Below are 19627 nucleotides of genomic sequence, written 5' to 3' on the forward strand. Positions count from 1 at the left end.
GTGGAGTCCCGTGACACCTCCCCTTCTTCGCCGCGACGGCGCCCTGGCCGCTCTCGCCCTCGCGGTCGCCTTCTCTCTCGTCGCCTGCGCCGGAGCGCCGGGCCCCGACCCGAGCCCGGCACCGAGCTCGGCATCGACCGCGCTCCCGTCGAACGACGGTGTCGACGGAGGCGGAGCCGCCGAGGTCGCGTCACCGGCATCCGCTCTCGTGATCGCCGACGACGACGGCGGGCTCACCCTGCTCGACCTTGAGACCGAGCAGCGCGCGGACCTCGACGGTGACGGAACGGTGACCGGCTCGGGGCGGTTCGTGCACCGCATCCGCGAGGCCGGCGGCGAGACAGCCGTCGAGGTCGTCGACTCCGGTCGCTGGACCGTGCCGCACGGTGATCACTCCCACTCCTTCCGCGGCGAGACGCGCGTCGTCGGCACGATCGAGGGCGACGGGCCGGCCACCGCGACCGTCGGCGACCAGGCGACCGCTGTGCGCTTCGACGGCGGGGTCGTCGTGCTCGACCACGAGACGCTCGACGTCGACGACGCCCCCCGCCTCGCACTGCCCGGTGCCGGCCCGGTCATCCCCTTCGCCGCACATCTCATCTCGGTGAGCGGCTCAGCGGTCGACGTCCTCGACGCGGCGGGCGCTCCCACCGGCATCACCGTGCCGTGCACCGAACCCTCGGATGCTGACATCACGCGCGTCGGCGCCGTGATCGCCTGCGCCGAGGGGGCGGTGCTCGTCACGCGGGAGATCGGCGGGCAGCTCGCCGCCGAAAGCATCCCGTACCCGGCCGGACTCACGCCGCCAGTGCAGCTCGCCGGCCGCGCCGACCGCCCCGACCTCGCCGGGATCGCCGGCGACCAGGGCGCGCTGCTGCTCGACACCCGCGCCCGCACCTGGACCCTGCTGCCCGCCGACGCCCCGCTCGTCACGGCCACCGCCATCGGAGACGACGACAGCCGCACGGTCGTCGTCGCGCTCGACGGAACCGTGCGCGTGCTCGGGGAGGACGGCGCCGAGCGCTCCCGCACGGAGCCGCTGCTGGCAGCATCCGCGTCCGATCCCGTCGCCCGCGCCCGCATCACCGTGCTCGTCGATGCCAGGCACGCGTACGTGTCCGACCCGGCATCCGGCGCCGTCCACGAGATCGACCACCGCGACGGCACCGTCACGCGCACGTTCGACGACCTCGAACCCCGGTACGTCCAGCTCGTCGGCTGACCAGACCCACCGACGGCGCAGCCGTCACGCGCACCCGCGCATCCACCGAGAAGAAGGAGAACATCCATGTCCCGACCTGCACGCAGCCGCCTCGCGGCCGGCGCGCTCGCCACGCTCGCCGTGGTCGCGCTCGCCGGATGCGCGACCGCCGCGCCGTCGGCATCCGACGAATCCGAGGCCCCCGCGCACGATCACCAGGCCGACACCCGCGTCGCCGTCGCGTACGACGGCGGCGTCACCGTGCTCGACGGCGAGACGCTCGAACCGATCGACGCGGTCGACCTCGACGGGTTCCTGCGGGTGAACGCCGCCGGCGACCACGACGGACACGTCTTCATCACCGCGGCCGACGGATTCCATGTGCTCGACACCGGACTCGCGTCCGACACCGTCGAGCTCACCGGCGAGGTGTTCGAGGCGACAGCCGCCGGGCACGCGACCCCGCACGCCGGACGCACCGCGCTGTTCGACGACGGCACCGGCGACGTGCGCATCTTCGACACCGACGCGATCGGCACGGGAACGCTGCCCGACTACGACACCGTCACCTCGGAGCAGGCGCACCACGGCGTCGCGATCGAGCTCTCCGACGGCACCGTGCTGTCGACCATCGGCACGTCGGAGTCGCGCAGCGGCGTGCGGCACCTCGCGGCCGACGGCTCGGAGCTCGCCCGCAACGAGGAGTGCCCCGGCGTGCACGGCGAGGGAGCGCTGAAGGGCGAAGCCGTCGTGTTCGGCTGCGAGAACGGCGTGCTGCTGTTCGACGGTGGCGAGTTCACGAAGGTCGCGGCCCCCGACGCCTTCGGCCGCTCGGGCAACGCGTACGTCAGCGACACGAGCGCGATCGCCGCGATGGACTACAAGACGGATCCGGATGCCGAGGGCTACCTGCTCTCGAAGCTCGCCCTCGTCGACACCGACGCGAAGGCCCTGTCGATCGTCGACCTGCCCGTCGAGTACACGTGGCGCGGCGTGGGCCGCAGCGGTCACGACGACATCGTGCTGCTCGCCTCGGACGGATCGCTGAACGTGCTCGACGAGTCGGGCGAGATCGTCGACTCGTGGGACGTCATCGATCCCTGGGAGAGCCCCGAGGAATGGCAGCAGCCGCACCCGGGCCTGCGCGTCGTCGGCGACATCGCCTACGTGACGGAGCCGGCGAGCGACCGCATCCTCGCCGTCGATCTGCACACCGGCGAGGTCACGGCGGACGTCACCCTCGACGTCACGCCGAACGAGTTCGTCGTCGTGGGGGCTGCCGGACACTGAGGCCGGGTGCGCGGCTCGTGTCCCCGCGCGTTCGGTTGGCGCCTCCGGTGGGAATTCCGCGCGGATTCCCACCGCAGGTGCCAACTCGGCGCAGGGGGACGCGGGCCCACGGGCACGTCGCGGATCGCGTCGGAGAGCGGATGCCGTGGCAGCGCGAACACGCGCCTCCGCCGCCCAGTTCACTCGCGTAAAATCGGCACAATGACTGACGCCCACTCCGACGCCGCACCCGACCTCGGACCGGGCCTCGACCCCGCAGATCTCGCCACGACGCTGCGCGTGCTCTCCGAGCTGCACAAGGTCGACAACGAGCATCCCGACTTCATCGCCGTGCGCCAGGCGACCGCCGCGATGTTCAAGGACGTCAAGCGCGTGCGCCGCAAGCAGATCCGCGATGCGATCGCCGAGGCCGACAAGGCCGTCGTCGCGCGCACGGCCACGGGTGCCCCCGACCGCATCGACGACGAGACCCGCGGCAACGACCTCGCCACGAGCGTCGTCGACGCTCCCAGCGCGGGCGAACTGCTCAAGCCGCGCAACTGCTACATCTGCAAGCAGCCGTACACGCTCGTGGACGCGTTCTACCACCAGCTCTGCCCGGACTGCGCACGCTTCAGCCACGGCAAGCGCAACGCCCGCACCGACCTCACCGGCAAGCGCGCCCTGCTGACCGGCGGACGCGCGAAGATCGGCATGCACATCGCGCTGCGACTGCTGCGCGACGGCGCCCACACCACCATCACGACGCGATTCCCGCGGGACGCCGTGCGGCGCTTCTCGGCGCTGCCCGACTCGGCCGACTGGCTGCACCGCTTGCGCGTCGTCGGCATCGACCTGCGCGACCCCGCCCAGGTCATCGGCCTCGCGGATTCCGTCGCCGCGCAGGGACCCCTCGACATCCTCATCAACAACGCCGCGCAGACCGTGCGGCGCTCTCCGGGCGCGTACTCGCTGCTGGCGGATGCCGAGTTGCAGCCGCTTCCCGACGGTCCGCTGCCCGAGATGGAGACGTTCGGACACACCGCCGATCCGCACCCGCAGGCGCTGCAGGCGTCGGTCGACGCGCATCCGCTGCTGTCGGTGGCGGCCCTCGGCGGCACCGTCGCCGAGCAGGGCGGCCAGGCGCTGACGGCCGAAGACCTCGCGCGTCTCGCGATGGCCCCGGGGTCGTCGTCGCTCGAGAAGCACGCCGACGGCACCGCTATCGACGCCGGGGGACTCGTGCCAGACGTCAACCGCGTGAACAGCTGGGTGCAGTCGATCGACCAGGTCGATCCGCTCGAGATGCTCGAGGTGCAGCTCGCCAACACGACGGCGCCGTTCCTGCTCATCAGCCGTCTGCGCGCGTCGATGGCGGCGTCGCCGGCCCGGCGCACCTACGTCGTGAACGTCTCGGCGATGGAGGGGCAGTTCTCGCGCCGGTACAAGGGGCCGGGTCACCCGCACACGAACATGGCGAAGGCCGCGCTCAACATGCTCACGCGCACGAGCGCGGGGGAGATGCTCGAGACCGACGGCATCCTCATGACCGCGGTCGACACCGGATGGATCACCGATGAGCGCCCGCACTTCACCAAGGTGCGCCTCGCGGAAGAGGGCTTCCACGCTCCGCTCGACCTCGTCGACGGCGCAGCCCGCGTGTACGATCCGATCGTGCGCGGCGAAGCGGGCGAAGACATCCAGGGTGTGTTCCTGAAGGACTACCAGCCCAGCCCCTGGTGAGGGTGCCGCCCGCGATTCGGGGCGGATGGCGGGCGATGTCGCGGGCGGGCGCGGGGACGGATGGCTGGTGATTCCCCGGATGGCGGCGGATTCCGTGGCGTGTCGCCAGCCGGGCGGGGCATGGCCAGCCGGGTGGCACGGCGGGCGGATGCCGGGCGGGTGCCGGATGCCGGGCGGGCGCCGGGCGGATGGGGTTACCGCGCCGGGGCCCCGAGGGTCGATGACGCCCACTCGCCGAGCTGATCGAGGATCGGCAGGAGGCCGCGTCCGCCGTCGGTGAGCGCGTAGGACACCGTGACGGGCGGGCCGGCGTCGACCGACCGCTCCACGAGTCCCGCGTCGGTGAGTTCGCCGAGTCGATCCGACAGGACGGTGTCGCTGATGCCGGTGACTGCGCGGCGCAGCGCGACGAAGGTCGACTGTCCGCCGCCGAGCGAGGACACGATCATGCCGTTCCATCTCTTGCCGAGCACGCTGAAGGCCAGGGTGACGGCCGCGTCGCACCTGATCAGATCGTGGTCGGCTTCGGACATGACTCCATTGTACCTGTGCTACGTTAAAACGAGTCGCTAAGAAAAACGAAGCGACTACGAAAAACGAAAGGCTGTCACATGTCCCTGTTCCGCCTGGATGCCAGCATCCTCCCCGCGTCGTCCGCCAGCCGATCGCTCGCCGACCTCGTCGAGGCCGAGTGGACGGCATCCCACCCCGACTCCACCGTGACCCGCCGCGACCTCGCTGCCGACCCGGTTCCCGCGACCGCCTGGGCGGATGCCGTGACCGGAGGCTTCGTCGACGAGGCGCAGCGCACCCGGGCGCAGAACGACGCCCGCGCCCTCGCCACGACGTTCGCCGACGAGCTCCTCGGCGCCGACGCCCTGCTCTTCGCCGTGCCGCTGTACAACTACGGCGTCTCGCAGCACTTCAAGACCTGGTTCGACCTGGCCTACACCGACTCGCGCATCGACCCGCAGGGCACGGCGCTGCGCGGCAAGCCCGCGACCCTCGTCACGGTGCTCGGCGGCAACTACGCTCCTGGCACGCCCAAGGAGGGGTGGGACCACTCCACCGGATGGCTGCGCCGCGTGCTCGCCGACGTCTGGGGCCTCGATCTGCGCGTGGTCGAGCGTCCGTTCACGCTCGTCGGCGTCAACCCGGCGCTCGACGCTTTCGCCGACACCGCGCGCGAGCTCAAGGAGAATGCCGAGTCCGACGCCCGTACCTACGGCCGCGAGCTCGCGGCGCTGCGGGGGGAGGTCGCCTGACCCGACTCCGGCCTCCGACATCCGGTATCCGGTACGCCGGCCCTCGGCCTCCGGCCTTCGCTCCAGTTGGCACCTCCTGCCGCAATATTCGGGGAATTGCGGCAGGAGGTGCCAAGTGAGGCGGGCGGAGGGCGGCGGACGGAGCGCCAGAGGGCCGCGCGTCAGGGGGCGCGCGTCAGGGGCCGCGCGTCAGGGGGCGCGCGTCAGGGGGCGCGCGTCAGGCGGGGCGCGCGGGGTACGGATGCGGCAGCCACACCGTCACGTTCAACCCGCCGCCCTGCCGCGGGGTGAGCACGAGCGATCCGTCGTGGGCCTGCGCGATGCGCTGCACGATGGCGAGACCGAGCCCGACACCGGCGTGATCCCCGGATCGGGCCTCGGCGCGCACCCGTTCCGCGCCGCGCTGGAACGGCTCGACGAGCGTCGACACGAGGTGCGGTGCGAGCTCCTCGCCCGTGTTCTCGACGACGACCGCGACGGCCTCGGGCAGGACGTGCGTCCGCACGACCACGGAGCCGTGGGAAGCCAGGTTATGCACGATCGCGTTGTGCACGAGGTTGGTGATCAGCTGCTGCAGCAGGGCGGGTGAGCCGAGGACGTTCGCGGTGTCGCCGCCCTCGTCGATCGTCACGCCGCGGCGCTCGGCGAGCGGGAGCAGCGTCTCGACCGACTCCTCGGCCAGCAGCGACAGGTCGATCGGCTCGCGCGTGAACGCCCGCCGTTCGGCACGGCTGAGCAGCAGCAGCGCCTCGGTCAGTTCGATCGCCCTGGTGTTGACGTCCTGCAGGCGGGCGATGAGTCCGTTGACGTCGCGGTCGGGGTCGTCGCGGGCGACCTCGAGCAGGGTCTGCGAGATCGCGAGCGGGGTCCGCAGTTCATGCGAGGCGTTGGCCGCGAAGCGCTGCTGCTCCGCCACATGCGCCTCGAGCTGTTCGAGCATGGCGTCGAAGACGTCGGCGAGATCGCGGAACTCGTCGCGCGGCCCCTCCAGGTCGACGCGGTGCGAGAGCGACCCCTGGGCGGCGAGCTGAGCGGCGCGGCCGATGCGGTCGAGCGGCGCCAGCATCCGTCCGGCGAGCAGCCACCCGCCGCCGAGGCCGATCGCGAGCAGCACGAGCATCACGACGACGGCGGCAGGGACGAACGCGCGAGTGAGGTCGGAGCGGTTCGGGAACACCTCGGCCACATCGGGCACATAGCGCAGCAGCCACAGCGCGACGGCGGTGAGCAGCAGCACGCCCGCCACCACGACCACGCCCGCATAGCTGAGGGTGAGCTTCCAGCGGGCGCTGATGCCGCGCCGTCTACGCCTCGGCGCCGGCATCCGCGGTCTCCTCCGCTCCGATCCGGTAGCCGACGCCGGGCACGGTGCGGATGAGCCAGGGCTCGCCGAGGCGCTTGCGCAGCGACGACACCGTGATGCGTACGGCGTTGGTGAACGGGTCGGCGTTCTCGTCCCACGCGCGCTCCAGCAGCTCCTCGGCGCTGACGACACCGCCCGCCGCATCGACGAGCACCTCGAGCACTGCGAACTGCTTGCGGGTGAGGGCGACGTAGCGTCCGTCGCGGTACACCTCGCGGCGGAACGGGTCGAGCCGCAGCCCCGCGATCTCGAGCACCGGCGGCCGGGCCCGCTGACGGCGCCGGTCGAGGGCGCGCAGCCGCAGGACGAGCTCGCGCAGCTCGAACGGCTTGGTGAGGTAGTCGTCGGCGCCGATCTCGAAGCCGGTGGCCTTGTCGTCGAGGCGGTCGGCTGCCGTCAGCATGAGGATCGGGATGCCGCTGCCCGACGCCACGATCCACCGGGCGACGTCGTCGCCGGAGGGTCCGGGGATGTCGCGGTCGAGCACGGCGAGGTCGTAGCTGTTGACGCTCAGGAGTTCGAGCGCGGTGTCGCCGTCGCCGGCGATGTCGGCGGCGATCGCCTCGAGCCGGAGTCCGTCGCGGACGGCCTCGGCGAGATACGGCTCGTCCTCGACGATCAGCACGCGCACGACAGGACTCCCATGTGCTCAGAGCTTACGCACCCCGACATATCGCGAACGTATGCAAAACCGCATACGACCCGGCAACACGCGCGCTCGTTGACTGAGTGCCATGAACACTTCCCCCTCTCTCAGACAGCGCCGTGCGACGGTGATCGGCGCCGTGCTGCTCGCCGCCGTGATCGCCGGGTCGGCGGTGCTGATCGGACAGCAGTCGTTGGCCGCGGCATCCACTCCCCTCCGGTCAGGTCCCGTGACCGAGGCCGACGGTCTGATCCGCACCGAGGGGGCCGTGTCGGTGTTCGACGACGTGCCGGCGGTGACGAACCTCGACGCCGACCTGCTCGCCGCCGTGCGCGAGGCTGCGACGGCCGCCGCCGACCGCGACGACGTGCGCATGCACGTCAACAGCGGGTGGCGTTCGGCCGCGTACCAGCAGCAGCTTCGCGAGGATGCTGTCGCGCGATACGGCTCGGAGGAGGAGGCGGCGCGCTGGGTGGCGACGCCGGAGAACTCCGAGCACGTGTCGGGGGATGCCGTCGACCTCGGGCCCCTGGCCGCACAGGACTGGCTGTCACGGTACGGCGCCGAGTTCGGCCTCTGCCAGATCTACGCCAACGAGCGCTGGCACTTCGAGCTGCGGCCGGGCGCCGTCGCCAACGGCTGCCCGCTCATGTACGACGACCCCACCGCCGACCCGCGGGTGCAGCGATGACCCTGACGGCGCCGGTCGCGCGCCTCACCCTGTCGCGGCTGCACGCGCCGATGCTCGAGACGATTCCCGCCGCGGTCGCCGCGAACGTCGCCCGGATCCGCCAGTCGACGAACGCCCGGATCATGGCCGTCGTGAAGGCCGACGGCTACGGACTCGGCGCGCTCGCGGTCGCCGGGGCCGCGCTCGCCGCTGGGGCGGAATGGCTCGGCGTGACGGATGCCGCAGACGGCGGCGCGCTGCGCGCCGCCGGGATCGAGGCGCCGATCCTCGCCTGGCTCAACCCGTCGGGGGTGGATGCCGCGCAGGCCGCCGCCGACCGCATCGACATCGCCGTCGGCTCGGTTGACGAGCTGCGACAGCTGGCCGCGGACGCCGTGCCGGGCGCGCCTCTGCTGCGTGTGCACCTGCACCTGGACACCGGCATGACGCGCGGCGGGGTGCCGCTCGACGATTGGGCCGAGCTGCTGCGGGTCGCCCGCGGAGCGCGCGACCGCATCGACGTCGTGGGCGTCATGGGGCACCTGCCCGACGCCGACAGGGCGGACCCGGCGGCGAACGCCCCGGCCGTGCAGCGCCTGCGGCACGGCCGCGACGCGGTGCTGCGCGCAGGGTTCGGGCCGCTGCTCGTGCACCTCGCCGCGACATCCGGCGCGCTCACCGATCCTGCGACGCACTTCGACCTCGTGCGGGTCGGGGCGGGGCTCGTCGGCATCGACCCGTCGGAGACCGTCGCCCTGCACGGAGCGGCGCGGCTCTCGGCATCCGTCGTGCACAGCACTGCCGTCGCGGCCGGCACGCCGGTCGGCTACGGCGGGGCGTACACGACCGACCGTGCCACGCATCTGGCCGTGATCGGGGTCGGGTACGCCGACGGCATCCCTCGTGAGCTGGCGACGGGCGCGGCGATGGCGATCGACGGCATCCGCTGCCCGCTCGTGGGGCGGGTGTCGATGGACCAGATCGTCGTCGACACGGGAGACCGCCACGTGCCGCGCGGTGCGACGGCGGTGGTGTTCGGACCAGAGGGCGGTGCCGTGCCGAGCGTGCAGGAGTGGGCGCGGTGGGCCGGCAGCATCCCGCACACGATCGTCACGGGGATCGGGGCGCGGGTGCAGCGCGGAATCGCAGGAGATCTCGCGCATCGAAGGACGGATGGGGAGAGATCATCCTTCGTTACGGAAGATCTCCTTCGTTGCGGGCGCGGGCGCGGGCAGGGGCAGGCTGCGCGCGGGCAGGCTGCGCGCGGGCAGGCTGCGCGCGAGCACGCAGCGCACGGACCGGAGGGACTCGCATGAGGGTGCTGGTGATCGGAGGGGGACAGAACGCCGAGCACGCGGTGTCGCTCGCCTCGGCCGCCGCGGTCGCGGACGCGCTGCGGTCGCGCGGGCACGCGGTGAGCGAGGTGACGATCTCACCGGAGGGGGTGTGGCAGGTGCCGGGGCTCGCGGAGGGGGCGGATGCGGCGGCCTCGCTGGCCGCCGCACTGCCGCTACTCGGCGACGTCGACGTGGTGTTCCCGGCCGTGCACGGCCCGCTCGGGGAGGACGGAGCGCTCGCCGCGCTGTGCGCCCTCGCCGGGGTGCGGGTGGTCGGCTCGGGTCTGCGCTCCGGGGCGATCGGCATGGACAAATGGGCCACGAAGCTCACGGCTCAGGCGGCCGGTCTGCGGATCGCGCGCGGCACGGTCGTCGATGCCGCCGCGGTGGGGGATGCCGAGTTCGACGGGCCGGTCGTCGTGAAGCCCGTGTCGAGCGGATCGAGCTACGGGGTGGGGCTCGTCCGCGAGGAGCGCGAGCTCGCGGCGGCGCTGCGCGAGGCGGCGCGGTACGACCGGAGGGTGCTCGTCGAGGAGGTCGTGCGGGGGCGCGAGATCGACGTCGCCGTGATCCGAGAGGCGGGCGGTGTGCGCTGGGCGGCTCCCCCGCTCGAGATCGAGACCGTCGGCCTGTTCGACACCGCGACGAAGTACGACGGTACGGCGCGGTTCACGGTGCCGGCCCGGCTGACGACCGCCGAGCGCATGGGGCTGACCAGGGCGGCGCTGACGATGTTCGACGCCCTCGGCTGCGCCGGCGTCGCGCGCATGGACTTCTTCCTCACCGCCGACGGACCGGTGCTGAACGAGGTCAACACGATGCCCGGCCTCACCGCCGCATCCCAGGTCCCGCGCATGTTCGCCGCGGCCGACGTCGCCTACCCCGACCTGGTCGAGCGCCTCGTGCGCGCCGCCGAGGTGCCGGGGCGGTGAGCACGAGGGTCGGCTGGCCGGACGTCGCGAAGGGCCTCTGCATCATCCTCGTCGTGCTGTGGCACGTCGTCACCAAGCACGCGGTCGGGATGCCGGATGCCGGCACCGTGACCGACGTGTGGGCCACGGTGAACGCCCAGCTGCTGCCGGTGCGCATGCCGCTGTTCTTCCTGATCTCGGGGATGTTCGCAGGGCGGGCCGTGCTGGCAGCCGACGGGTCGTGGCGACGCCGCGCTGGTCGGCTGCTGGCGGTGTACGTGATCTGGGTGCTCATCCAGACCGCAGTGCTCGCACTGACGCCCGACTTCGACACGGCCAGGGCCGAGACCGGGTGGGAACTGCTCGCGCAGCTGACGATCAGTCCGACGAACCTCTGGTACCTGCTGGCGCTCGCCGCCTACCTCGCCGTGGCACGGCTCACCCGCGACGTATCGACGGTGGTCGTGCTGCCGGTGGCGTTCGCGGTGTCGGCGCTCGCCGCGGCCGGCGTCATCCCCGACCTGGGCAACCTGTGGCAGGTCGCGCAGAACCTGTTCTTCTTCCTCGCCGGGCTGCGGCTCCGAGAGGTGATCGAGCGGTTCGCCGCGGCATCCGATCCCGTGCGCGCAGTGGGTCTCGGTCTTCTGTACCTCGGGGCGGCGAGTGTGGTCGGTGTGCTGGGGATGCGGCAGTGGCCCGGGGTGTGGCCGCTGCTCGGCGTGGTGGCCGTGGCGTGCGGGGTCGCGGTGTGCGCGCTCGTCGACCGGAGTGCGGCGCCGCTCGCCCGTCCGCTGCGCTGGATCGGCCGCAGGACGCTGCCGATCTACGTGCTGCACATGATCCCGCTCGCGCTTCTCGACGCGGGGATGCGCGCCGCCGGGTGGCGGGTGGACCCCGTGACCGAGGCCGTCGGGCCCATCGTGCTCACCGCCGTCGTGATCGCGACCTGCCTCGCGCTGCACGCCCTGCTCGTGCGGTGCGGGCTGGGGATGCTGTTCGACCCGCTGCCGCTCCGCCGCGTCCGGCCGAGGCCTAGCCGGCGAGCCGCGCCCGACCCCCTCGGCGGCGGGCTGAGGTGACGTACACCGCATCCGATCCATTCGCCTGCATCTTCCGAGCGCGAAAAGCAAGCCCGAGAAACCAAGTCCTTTTCCTCCTAGCGTGGTCGCATGCCGCAGCGCGATCAGTACGACCAGGTCAATCCCGTCACCCAGTACGAGCGCGTCGAACCGCCCGTCCAGCATCAGCCCGAGCCGGGGGTGCAGGCGAAGATGACGCCCGTGCCCGACCTCGGCGAGGCCACCTACCGAGGCAGCGGTCGACTCGCCGGGCGCAGGGCGCTCATCACCGGCGGCGACTCAGGCATCGGCGCCGCCGCGGCGATCGCGTTCGCGCGCGAGGGGGCTGATGTCGTGATCGCCCACCTCCCCGGCGAGGAGGAGGATGCCGCGCACGTGCTCGCGCTGATCGAAGACGCCGGTCAGAGGGGTCGCGCCATCGTCGCCGACGTCTCGCAGGCCGAGCAGTGCCGCCGTCTCGTGTCGGAGGCCGTCGACTTCCTCGGCGGCCTGGACGTGCTGGTGAACAACGCCGGAAAGCAGATCGCTGTCGACCGGGTGGAGGACCTCAGCGACGAGCAGTTCGAGGAGACCTTCCGCACGAACGTGTTCGCGAACTTCTGGATCACCAAGGCGGCGCTCGCGCACCTCGGCGAGGGGGCGAGCATCGTCAACACCGCGTCGCTCGAGGCGTACAAGCCGTCGCCGGATCGCCTCGATTACGCGGCGACCAAGGCGGCGATCAACAACCTCTCGAAGGGTCTCGCGCTGCAGCTCGCCTCGCGCGGCATCCGCGTGAACGTCGTCGCGCCCGGTCCGGTGTGGACCGCCCTGCAGGTGTCGGACGGCGTCTCCGACGAGCAGATGCAGAACTTCGACGATGAGAACACCTACCAGCGCGCGGGTCAGCCGGCCGAACTGGCGCCGGCCTTCGTGTTCCTCGCGTCGGCGGAGTCGGGCTACGTCTCGGGCGCCACGCTCAACGTCAACGGCGGCATGGTCACCCCGTGACCGTCGCCGCGGAGTGCACGGTCGTCTTCCTTCCCGGCCTCGGGCTCGATGCCTCGGCTGTGGTCCCGGTGGCGCGCGAACTCGACGCGCGCTTCCGCGTGATCGCGATCGAGCTGCCGGGGCAGGGCGAGGCCGCCGACGCCCCGGACGGCTCGGTCACGGCGCAGGTGGATGCCGCGATCGCGGCCATCGCGGCGCGCGCCGACGGCGGACCGTGGGTGCTGTGCGCGCACAGCATGGGCGGGAAGATCGCGGCGGGGATCGCCGCGCGGGTGCGTGACGGCAGTGCCCCGCTGTTCGGGCTGCTGGGCGTCGTGCTGCTCGCGCCATCACCGCCGACGCCCGAGCCGATGCCCGAGTCGAAGCGGCACCAGATGCTCTCGTGGGTCGAGGACGGCCACATCGCCGAGGACGATGCCCACACGTTCGTCGACGACAACGTGGGTGCGCCCCTGCCGACGGAGTCGCAGGCAGCGGTTCTCGAGTCCGTGCAGGCGATGTCTCCGGTCGCGTGGCGTCGGTGGCTCGAGCAGGGCAGCGTCGAAGACGTGTCGGCCGAGGTCGGCATCCTCGACCTGCCGTGCAGAGTGCTGGGCGGAGATCAGGACGAACTGCTCGGCGCCGAGGCACAGCCGAAGTTGCTGTCCGACGTCTACCCGCGTGCGCGTTTCGTCGCGCTGCCCGGGGCCGGGCACCTGCTCTCGTACGAGCGTCCGGCCGAGGTGGCGCGGGCGCTCGCCGACCTGTGGGACGAGATCTCCGCGCACAGCGCCCTCGTGCCGCCCGAGTGGGGGCTCGTCATCGCCTCACCCCGCTCGACGCCCCGGGTGCGCAGCGCGCTCTCGCGTCGGGCGCTGCCCGACGACCCGCGCTATCGGCCGCGCGTGCTGAGTCCGGCGCAGCTCGACCTGCTGCGTCGCATCTCGGAACGCCTCGTGCCGCAGCCCGACGGCGGACGCATCGACCTCGCCGCGCGCGTCGACGCCGACCTCGCTGCCGGGGGCGGAGACGGATGGCGTCCCGCGGGGGCGCTCTCCGACGACGAGGCGTACCAGCAGGGACTGGACGCGCTCGCGACCGTGTGGCCCGAGTCTGCCGATGAGCAGGACGCACTGATCCGCGACATCATCGACGGCGATGCGGAGACGGGCGGTCGGCTGCCCGCCGACGACCTGCGCCGCTGGTTCGAAGACCTGCGAGTCGACGTGGCGCGGGAGTGGCTCACCCACCCCGCCTCTCTGGCGCGGGTGGGCTACGACGGGTTCGCGACCGGTGCGGAGGACGTCGACTTCGCCGGGTACCGTGACCTCGCGGCAGGTGTGCGGGACGAGTGGGAGCCCTCCGACCTCGGGCGCAGCACGACACCCGACGCGAGCCCCACGAAGAAGGAGGATGCCGCGTGAACCTCGACGCGATGAAGACGTACGACCTCGACGACACCGTCGACGTGGTCGTCGTCGGGACGGGAGCCGGCGGCGCCCCGCTGCTCGCCCGCCTGGCGGAGCACGGCCTGCGCGTCGTCGCCCTCGAAGCAGGACCGAACCACGACCCCGCCGACTACACCCCCGACGAGATCGACGCCACGGCGATCAACTGGATGTCGAGCCGCTTCAGCGGCGGCGACGCCCCGACCGCCTTCGGTCCCAACAACAGCGGTTTCGGGGTCGGCGGCGGCACCGTGCACTGGGGGGCGTTCACTCCGCGGCCCGACGCCCGCGACCTGCGGCTGCGCACCGAGACCGGCGTCGGCCGCGATTGGCCCGTCGACCATGCGGAGCTCACCCGCTATGTCGCGGAGGTCGAGGCGTACATCGGCGTCTCCGGCCCCACCCCGTACCCGTGGGACCCGTCTCGCACCTACCTCTACGAGCCGCCGCAGCGCAACGCCCCCGCCGACCTCATGGCCGTCGGGACGGCGGCGCTCGGCATCCGCTCCGCCGATGCGCCGGCTGCGATCATCACCCGCGACCGCGAGCAGCCGCACCACGGTCTGCGCCACGCGACCACGAACGTCGGCTCGATCCATCAGGGCGAGCGCCACGGCGCCAAGGCTACGACCGCGATCACCTACCTCCCCGCCGCGGTCGCGGCCGGGGCCGAGATCCGACCGGATGCCGTCGTGCACACGATCGAGCGGGACGCGCGCGGGCGGGTCACCGCCGTCGTGTACCGCAAGGACGGCGCCGACCATCGGCAGCGCTGCGCCGCGCTGGTGCTCGCGGGCGGCGGCATCGAGACGCCGCGCCTGCTGCTGCACAACGGGATCGCCAACTCCAGCGGCCAGGTCGGGCGCAACTTCCTCGCTCACGGCGCCGTCCAGGTGTGGGGGCGCTTCGACGAGCAGATCCGCGGATACCGCGGCTATCCGTCGGCGCTCATCACCGAGGACTTCATACGCCCCGACGACGCGGACTTCGCGGGGGGCTACCTGCTGCAGAGCCTCGGCGTCATGCCGTTCACCTATGCCACAACCCTCGTGCGCGGGGGTGAGCTGTGGGGCCCCGAGCTCATGCGGGAACTGGAGGCGTCGCGCTACAGCGCGGGCATCGGCATGAACGCCGAGTGCCTGCCGTCGGACGACAACCGGCTGGAGCTGTCGTCGGAGGAGGACGAGTGGGGGCTGCCCCGCGCGAGCATCTCGTTCTCGCAGGGAGCCAACGAGAAGGCGCTCGATCAACATGCCGTCCGCACGATGACCGCGATCCTCGAGGCCGCGGGAGCTCGCAGCACGCGGGTGCTCGCGCGCACCGCCCACACACTGGGCACGTGCCGTATGAGCGACGACCCGGGTGACGGCGTGGTCGACGGCGACGGACGCTCGCACGACATCGACAACCTCTGGGTGTGCGACAACTCGACGTTCCCGAGCGCGCTCGCCGCGAACCCGGGACTCGCCCAGATGGCGCTGTCGCTGCGCACCGCGGATCGGATGCTCGCGGCGCGATGACAGGTGGGGGATGCCGCGGCATCCCCCACCGTCAGTTCGTCGTCCGGCGGTACCCGCCCGCGTGCGGTTCGACGGCGCCGGCGGCGACGAACTCGTCGATCCAGCCGCCCATGGGCCACTCGCCCCAGCGCTCGGCGAACAGCGCGCCGTTGCGGAGGATGTCGTCGAGATGACGCCACGGCGGGGAACCTGCCGGGTGCCACTGGTGGTACGCGTGCGCGCCGCCGACCCAGTGCAGCGGGATGCCGAGCGATCGAGCGCGCCGGCCGAGATCGGTGTCTTCGGCGCCGTAGCCCTCGTAGCGCTCGTCGAACCCTCCGAGCCGAGCCCAGGTCGCTGGGGTGACGGCGAACGACAGCGACCAGAACAGGTCGTAGTCGGCGGGAGCTGCCGTGTCGACGGTGCCGGGTGCGGGGTTCGGGCGTCCGCCGTGCGGACGGGTCAGCGCGTCGAGCTCGTCGGCCGCCGACGGCCGCTGCACGCTCCGCAGGTAGGTGACCGGCCCGCACAGGATGCCGTCAGGGTGCGACTGCGACGCGGCGACGTACCCGTCGATCAGATCGGGTCCGGGCAGGCAGTCCACGTCGAGGAAGACGAGCAGGTCGGCGCCGCCGGCGAGAGCGACCTCGGCGGCAGCGTTGCGCGCGGCGCCGACGCGCATGCCGTCGCGCCCCGGCGGCATGTGCACGTGCACGGCGGCGTCGAACGCGGGCGGCTCCGACTCGTCGAGCCATGCTTCGATGCGGACGACGTCGTGCGTGGGCGTCGAGACCTCGCGGAGGAAGCGGCGTTGACGGTGCAGGTGGGCGAGCCTGTTCTCGGAGGCCGGAGTGATCACGGCGATGCGGCGTGTCATGAGGCGGCCTCCGTGATCGCGCTCGCTGCACGGGCGGAGGCGCCATCGACGCCCCATCCGGTCCAGTCCGGTGTCGAGGAGGCTGCGTGCTCGACGAGCTGCGCGACCTCCGATGCCGTCGAGTCCGCTGATGCCGTCGACGCATATCCGCCGGCCTGCAATGCCCGTCCGGTGTGCTCCTGCTCGCCGAACGGTCGATCCTGGGGGAGGACGACCGCCCTCGCCCCGGCGGCCGCGAGGTCGGCCACGCTGTTCTGGCCGGCCGCGCTCACCACCACCGTCGCGCGGCACAGCAGCGGCCAGACGTCGTCGATCCGGTCGTCGTCCCGTGCGCCGGCGGTCTCGACCGTCCACCCCTGCGCGGTCAGCAGGTCGATCGTCGCTTCGAGAGCGGTCGTTTCGAGAGTGCGACCGAGGAAGAGCGCGCGTCGCTCGCCGTCGTCCGGTGCGGTGCGACGGTCGCGTCCCTCGTGCCGTGAGATCGCGCCGACGTGACGCACGCGATCACCGCGCTCCGTCAGCTGTGCGGCCTCGATCACGCCCGGCGCCCAGGGCGCCACGATGCGATCGGCGAGGTCGTATCCGAGGGCGTGCGGGCGGTCGGTGCGCTCGCCGGGCTGCGCGAACACCACGGTCGGCACTCCGAGCAGGCGCACGAAGGCGGTGAGCTCGACGCTGACGTCTACGACGAAGACCGACACCGGGTTCCGGGCGATCCACGCGGCGATGATCGCCAGTCGCTCCTGGTGGCCGGGGTGGCCGATGGGCGCCCAGTGCAGGGCGCCGCGCGCGGTGACGTCGCCGAGCTCGCGGGCGTCGCGGGTCGCCCCGTCGGCGTCGACGACGGGGTCGGCGTCGAAGGGCAGGTGCACCCAGGTGAGGCCGTCGTCGAGCGCCTCTGGTGCAGGGAGGCTCGAGAAGACCGTGACGTCCTCGTCGAGGTGGCGGCTGATCGCCCGCATGCGCGTCACGTGTCCCCACCCGTGATGGTGGACGTACCAGCCGATCATGCGCCGACCGCTTCGACTTCCTCGACGGGCCGAACCTCGTCCGCGATCACGGCGGGACTCTGCGCGGCGACCGAGAGGACCCGTTCGACCTCTCGGTGGCGACGGGCGAGCGAATGGCGAGCGGTCGCCGCGGCGCGCACCCGGTCGCGAGCAGCGCTCGACGCGGAGCCGTGCGCGAGGGCCACGGCCGCCCGAGCGAGAGCGCCCACGTCTCCCCCCGGCACGACGGAGCATCCGGGAAGGCCGGCGAGCACCTCGCCGGCGCCCCCTTCGTCGAAGGCGACCACAGGCGTGCCCGTCATCAGCGCTTCGGCCAGCACGAGACCGAAGGGCTCCGACCAGACGGGTGTGACGAGCGCGACCGATGAGGAGCCGACGAGGGCGCAGAGCTCCGGCTGGCGGAGGGGTCCGACGTACTCGATGCCGTCGCCGAGGCGGGGCTCGACCTCGCGCGCGAAGTACTCCGGATCGCCGATGCGGCCGGCGATCTGGAGGCGCGCACCGGCCAGGCGGGCGGCCGCGATCGCGAGGTGCGGCGCCTTCTCGGGGACGATGCGGCCGAACCACACCCAGTCGTCTCCGCCGGGTCCGCGCTGCCACTGCGCACTGTCGACACCGTTGGGGAAGACGAAGGCGTCCACCCCTTCGGCCGACCACGCGCGTGCCGTGTACTGGCTCACCGCGAGGAACCGGTGCGGCGCAGACGCGGGCAGCGATCGCGCGGCCTGCACCATGTCGGGGAGCGGCGGGGTGTGCAGGGTCGTCACGACGGGCACACCGGCATCCCTGCTCCAGAGGATGGGATCGCCGTGCAGGCTGTGGTTGTCGACGACATCGACCCGGTCGAGCGGGTCGGTGATGCGCCTGCGGATGCGGTCGAACGTCTCCGACATCCGTTCCCGGTGCCCGGCGGGGTTGTCGGTGTCCGACACGTCGAGCGTGCGGTGCCAACGGGGGCTCGGCAGGTGCAGCTCGGTCGACGGTCCGAGGAAGTCCGAGCCGACGGGGGCGCACAGCTCGACGTGATGTCCGCGGCGCCGCAGCCACCTGACCCGGTTCCAGACGACGGCTTCCAGCCCACCGGCGTGGGGCTGCCGGAGCGCGTGCCGCTCCGGCGCGACAACCAGCACCCGCAACCGCTGCCCGGGGGTCACGCCGAGACCTCGGCGACGGCGTCGGTGTAGAGGCGGACGTGCGCGTCGCGGACGGCCTGCCGCTCGTCGCGCCGCTCCGCGCGCCGGGTCGCGAGATGATCGACGCCGACGGATGAGGGATGCCGCGCATCGCCCGCCCACGTCACCGCATCGGCGAGCGTGCGCGCGTCGCGGAGATCGATCACCCGGAACTCGGACGGATGCTGTGACCGGATGTGTCCGACGTCGGTTCCGGCGACCCGCACTCCGAGGTCGTAGCAGAGCTCCACCCACCCCGAGTGGGTTCCATGGCGGTAGGGCAGCACGAACAGGTCGAGCCCGTCGAGCCAGTCCTCGATCTGTGCGTCGTCGAGATAGGCGGTGCGCCGTACCCGCACGGCGGGGTGGCCGTCGGCCGCGGCGATCACGCGTTCTGCGGCCAGGTCGTCGCGCACGCGCTCGTTCAGCAGGACCTCGAACTCGACCGGCCGATCGAGATCGGCGAGCAGCGACGCCGCTTCCACCGCGACCTGCACGGCGGCCTCGGCGTCGATGTTCGGGCGCAGGTCACGCAGATGGATGCCGACACGAACGGCATCGTCGTCCTCGTGCCCGCGCGGGCTCGCGCTCGCGTCTGCCGAGGTCTCGTCGAGGAGGGTCGGATGGGCCAGCACGAGCGCCTGGCGACCCCATCGACGCTCGACCTCGTCGGCCGCAGACGACGTGAGCGTCACGAGCCGGTCGGCTGCGGGGACGATGACGTCGAGCAGCGCCCGATACGGCTCCTGATCGACGATCTGCGGATTGTCGAGGTCGTGCACCGTGAACACCACCGGCCTGCCGGCCTGCCGCGCCGCATCGAGGCCCGCGCCCAGCTCGTCCGGCGAGAACGACTCCAGGCCGAAGTGCACGTGCAACAGGTCGTATTCCGTCGCGTGTCCGCTGAGCCACGGTGCGGTCATGGCGACCGGGGGCCACCACTGCGAGGCAGGGGCGCCGGGTACCGGCGGGTCGGGGAGCACGGCGACCCGGAGCGGGTCGGCGATCGCGCGGACGTAGGGGTGGGCTGACGGGATGGAGGCGACCCGAATGGGCGCGGAGGCTGTAGCGATGGGAGTCTTTCCTTGCATGACTGAGCGCTCTGAATACACGGATCGCCGGGACGGAAGCGCCGAAATGCAACGGGGTCAAGGGAAAAAGGGGAGAG

At 72.4% G+C, this 19627-nt stretch carries 18 protein-coding genes; 11 read left to right on the top strand and 7 right to left on the bottom strand.

Annotated features, from left to right (window positions below; translation table 11 throughout):
• Window positions 1–10: 10 nt before the first annotated feature.
• The 3 genes from FSY98_RS16695 (at window position 11) to FSY98_RS09660 (ending at window position 4213) form a co-directional block, all read left to right on the top strand.
• Window positions 11–1222 carry an ABC transporter gene (locus tag FSY98_RS16695; RefSeq protein ID WP_186307604.1) on the top strand — a complete coding sequence of 404 codons (1212 nt, stop codon included), beginning with the start codon at window positions 11–13 and terminating at the stop codon, window positions 1220–1222.
• A 66-nt stretch (window positions 1223–1288) separates the two neighbouring features.
• The gene (locus FSY98_RS09655; RefSeq protein WP_144876098.1) at window positions 1289–2491 is read left to right on the top strand and encodes a hypothetical protein; all 1203 of its coding nucleotides are present in this window, start codon (window positions 1289–1291) and stop codon (window positions 2489–2491) included.
• A 201-nt stretch (window positions 2492–2692) separates the two neighbouring features.
• Window positions 2693–4213: an SDR family NAD(P)-dependent oxidoreductase gene (locus tag FSY98_RS09660; protein ID WP_144876100.1), complete on the top strand. Its 1521-nt coding sequence runs from the start codon at window positions 2693–2695 to the stop codon at window positions 4211–4213.
• Window positions 4214–4407: 194 nt separating this feature from the next.
• Here the strand turns inward: FSY98_RS09660 and FSY98_RS09665 are convergent, their stop codons facing one another.
• Window positions 4408–4746, bottom strand: a complete 339-nt coding sequence (locus FSY98_RS09665; RefSeq protein ID WP_144876102.1) for a helix-turn-helix domain-containing protein — start codon at window positions 4744–4746, stop codon at window positions 4408–4410.
• Between the two features lie 78 nt (window positions 4747–4824).
• On the opposite strand from FSY98_RS09665, the gene FSY98_RS09670 reads away from it, so the two are divergent.
• Entirely contained in the window at window positions 4825–5478 is a 654-nt protein-coding gene (locus FSY98_RS09670; protein WP_144876104.1) for an FMN-dependent NADH-azoreductase, read from the top strand.
• A gap of 217 nt (window positions 5479–5695) precedes the next feature.
• Here the strand turns inward: FSY98_RS09670 and FSY98_RS09675 are convergent, their stop codons facing one another.
• Both FSY98_RS09675 and FSY98_RS09680 read right to left on the bottom strand, forming a co-directional pair.
• Window positions 5696–6802, bottom strand: a complete 1107-nt coding sequence (locus FSY98_RS09675) for a HAMP domain-containing sensor histidine kinase (protein ID WP_222119143.1) — start codon at window positions 6800–6802, stop codon at window positions 5696–5698.
• Window positions 6783–7472 carry a response regulator transcription factor gene (locus FSY98_RS09680; protein WP_144876106.1) on the bottom strand — a complete coding sequence of 230 codons (690 nt, stop codon included), beginning with the start codon at window positions 7470–7472 and terminating at the stop codon, window positions 6783–6785. The genes FSY98_RS09675 and FSY98_RS09680 overlap by 20 nt, the downstream gene beginning before the upstream one ends.
• Before the next feature lie 103 nt (window positions 7473–7575).
• Between FSY98_RS09680 and FSY98_RS09685 the strand changes: the two genes are divergently transcribed.
• From FSY98_RS09685 to FSY98_RS09715, 7 genes are all read left to right on the top strand, one after another.
• Window positions 7576–8178 carry a M15 family metallopeptidase gene (locus tag FSY98_RS09685; protein WP_144876108.1) on the top strand — a complete coding sequence of 201 codons (603 nt, stop codon included), beginning with the start codon at window positions 7576–7578 and terminating at the stop codon, window positions 8176–8178.
• Window positions 8175–9473, top strand: a complete 1299-nt coding sequence (alr, locus tag FSY98_RS09690) for an alanine racemase (protein WP_144876110.1) — start codon at window positions 8175–8177, stop codon at window positions 9471–9473. The genes FSY98_RS09685 and alr overlap by 4 nt, the downstream gene beginning before the upstream one ends.
• Complete coding sequence (locus FSY98_RS09695) at window positions 9470–10426, top strand: D-alanine--D-alanine ligase (protein WP_144876112.1); 957 nt, start codon at window positions 9470–9472, stop codon at window positions 10424–10426. The genes alr and FSY98_RS09695 overlap by 4 nt, the downstream gene beginning before the upstream one ends.
• Window positions 10423–11484 (top strand): acyltransferase family protein, encoded by a 1062-nt coding sequence (locus FSY98_RS16700; RefSeq protein ID WP_186307605.1) that lies wholly within the window; start codon window positions 10423–10425, stop codon window positions 11482–11484. Before FSY98_RS09695 ends, FSY98_RS16700 begins: the two co-directional genes overlap by 4 nt.
• A 90-nt stretch (window positions 11485–11574) precedes the next feature.
• Complete coding sequence (locus FSY98_RS09705; RefSeq protein WP_144876116.1) at window positions 11575–12474, top strand: SDR family oxidoreductase; 900 nt, start codon at window positions 11575–11577, stop codon at window positions 12472–12474.
• Complete coding sequence (locus FSY98_RS09710; RefSeq protein WP_144876118.1) at window positions 12471–13877, top strand: alpha/beta fold hydrolase; 1407 nt, start codon at window positions 12471–12473, stop codon at window positions 13875–13877. The genes FSY98_RS09705 and FSY98_RS09710 overlap by 4 nt, the downstream gene beginning before the upstream one ends.
• Complete coding sequence (locus FSY98_RS09715; RefSeq protein ID WP_260857345.1) at window positions 13874–15421, top strand: GMC family oxidoreductase; 1548 nt, start codon at window positions 13874–13876, stop codon at window positions 15419–15421. The genes FSY98_RS09710 and FSY98_RS09715 overlap by 4 nt, the downstream gene beginning before the upstream one ends.
• Window positions 15422–15452: 31 nt before the next feature.
• Here the strand turns inward: FSY98_RS09715 and FSY98_RS09720 are convergent, their stop codons facing one another.
• The 4 genes from FSY98_RS09720 to FSY98_RS09735 are packed head-to-tail and all read right to left on the bottom strand — an operon-like array spanning window position 15453 to window position 19550.
• Window positions 15453–16277: a galactosyltransferase-related protein gene (locus FSY98_RS09720; RefSeq protein ID WP_144876120.1), complete on the bottom strand. Its 825-nt coding sequence runs from the start codon at window positions 16275–16277 to the stop codon at window positions 15453–15455.
• Window positions 16274–17287: a glycosyltransferase gene (locus FSY98_RS09725; protein WP_144876122.1), complete on the bottom strand. Its 1014-nt coding sequence runs from the start codon at window positions 17285–17287 to the stop codon at window positions 16274–16276. The genes FSY98_RS09720 and FSY98_RS09725 overlap by 4 nt, the downstream gene beginning before the upstream one ends.
• On the bottom strand, window positions 17284–18441 hold the full coding sequence (locus tag FSY98_RS09730) for a glycosyltransferase (RefSeq protein WP_144876125.1): 1158 nt from the start codon (window positions 18439–18441) through the stop codon (window positions 17284–17286). The genes FSY98_RS09725 and FSY98_RS09730 overlap by 4 nt, the downstream gene beginning before the upstream one ends.
• Window positions 18438–19550 carry a glycosyltransferase gene (locus FSY98_RS09735; protein ID WP_144876127.1) on the bottom strand — a complete coding sequence of 371 codons (1113 nt, stop codon included), beginning with the start codon at window positions 19548–19550 and terminating at the stop codon, window positions 18438–18440. Before FSY98_RS09735 ends, FSY98_RS09730 begins: the two co-directional genes overlap by 4 nt.
• Between the last annotated feature and the right edge of the window lie 77 nt (window positions 19551–19627).

Origin of the sequence: Microbacterium sp. 1.5R (assembly GCF_007667425.1) — a bacterium.
In the GTDB taxonomy this organism is placed as follows: Bacteria; Actinomycetota; Actinomycetes; order Actinomycetales; family Microbacteriaceae; genus Microbacterium.

Coding starts and splice junctions, on each gene's coding strand:
- FSY98_RS09675 (WP_222119143.1), bottom strand. CDS start 6,802: ATGCCGGCGCCGAGGCGTAGACGGCGCGGCATCAGCGCCCGCTGGAAG.
- FSY98_RS09720 (WP_144876120.1), bottom strand. CDS start 16,277: ATGACACGCCGCATCGCCGTGATCACTCCGGCCTCCGAGAACAGGCTC.
- FSY98_RS09695 (WP_144876112.1), top strand. CDS start 9,470: ATGAGGGTGCTGGTGATCGGAGGGGGACAGAACGCCGAGCACGCGGTG.
- FSY98_RS09725 (WP_144876122.1), bottom strand. CDS start 17,287: ATGATCGGCTGGTACGTCCACCATCACGGGTGGGGACACGTGACGCGC.
- FSY98_RS09665 (WP_144876102.1), bottom strand. CDS start 4,746: ATGTCCGAAGCCGACCACGATCTGATCAGGTGCGACGCGGCCGTCACC.
- FSY98_RS09670 (WP_144876104.1), top strand. CDS start 4,825: ATGTCCCTGTTCCGCCTGGATGCCAGCATCCTCCCCGCGTCGTCCGCC.
- FSY98_RS09660 (WP_144876100.1), top strand. CDS start 2,693: ATGACTGACGCCCACTCCGACGCCGCACCCGACCTCGGACCGGGCCTC.
- alr (WP_144876110.1), top strand. CDS start 8,175: ATGACCCTGACGGCGCCGGTCGCGCGCCTCACCCTGTCGCGGCTGCAC.
- FSY98_RS09655 (WP_144876098.1), top strand. CDS start 1,289: ATGTCCCGACCTGCACGCAGCCGCCTCGCGGCCGGCGCGCTCGCCACG.
- FSY98_RS09685 (WP_144876108.1), top strand. CDS start 7,576: ATGAACACTTCCCCCTCTCTCAGACAGCGCCGTGCGACGGTGATCGGC.
- FSY98_RS09735 (WP_144876127.1), bottom strand. CDS start 19,550: ATGCAAGGAAAGACTCCCATCGCTACAGCCTCCGCGCCCATTCGGGTC.
- FSY98_RS09705 (WP_144876116.1), top strand. CDS start 11,575: ATGCCGCAGCGCGATCAGTACGACCAGGTCAATCCCGTCACCCAGTAC.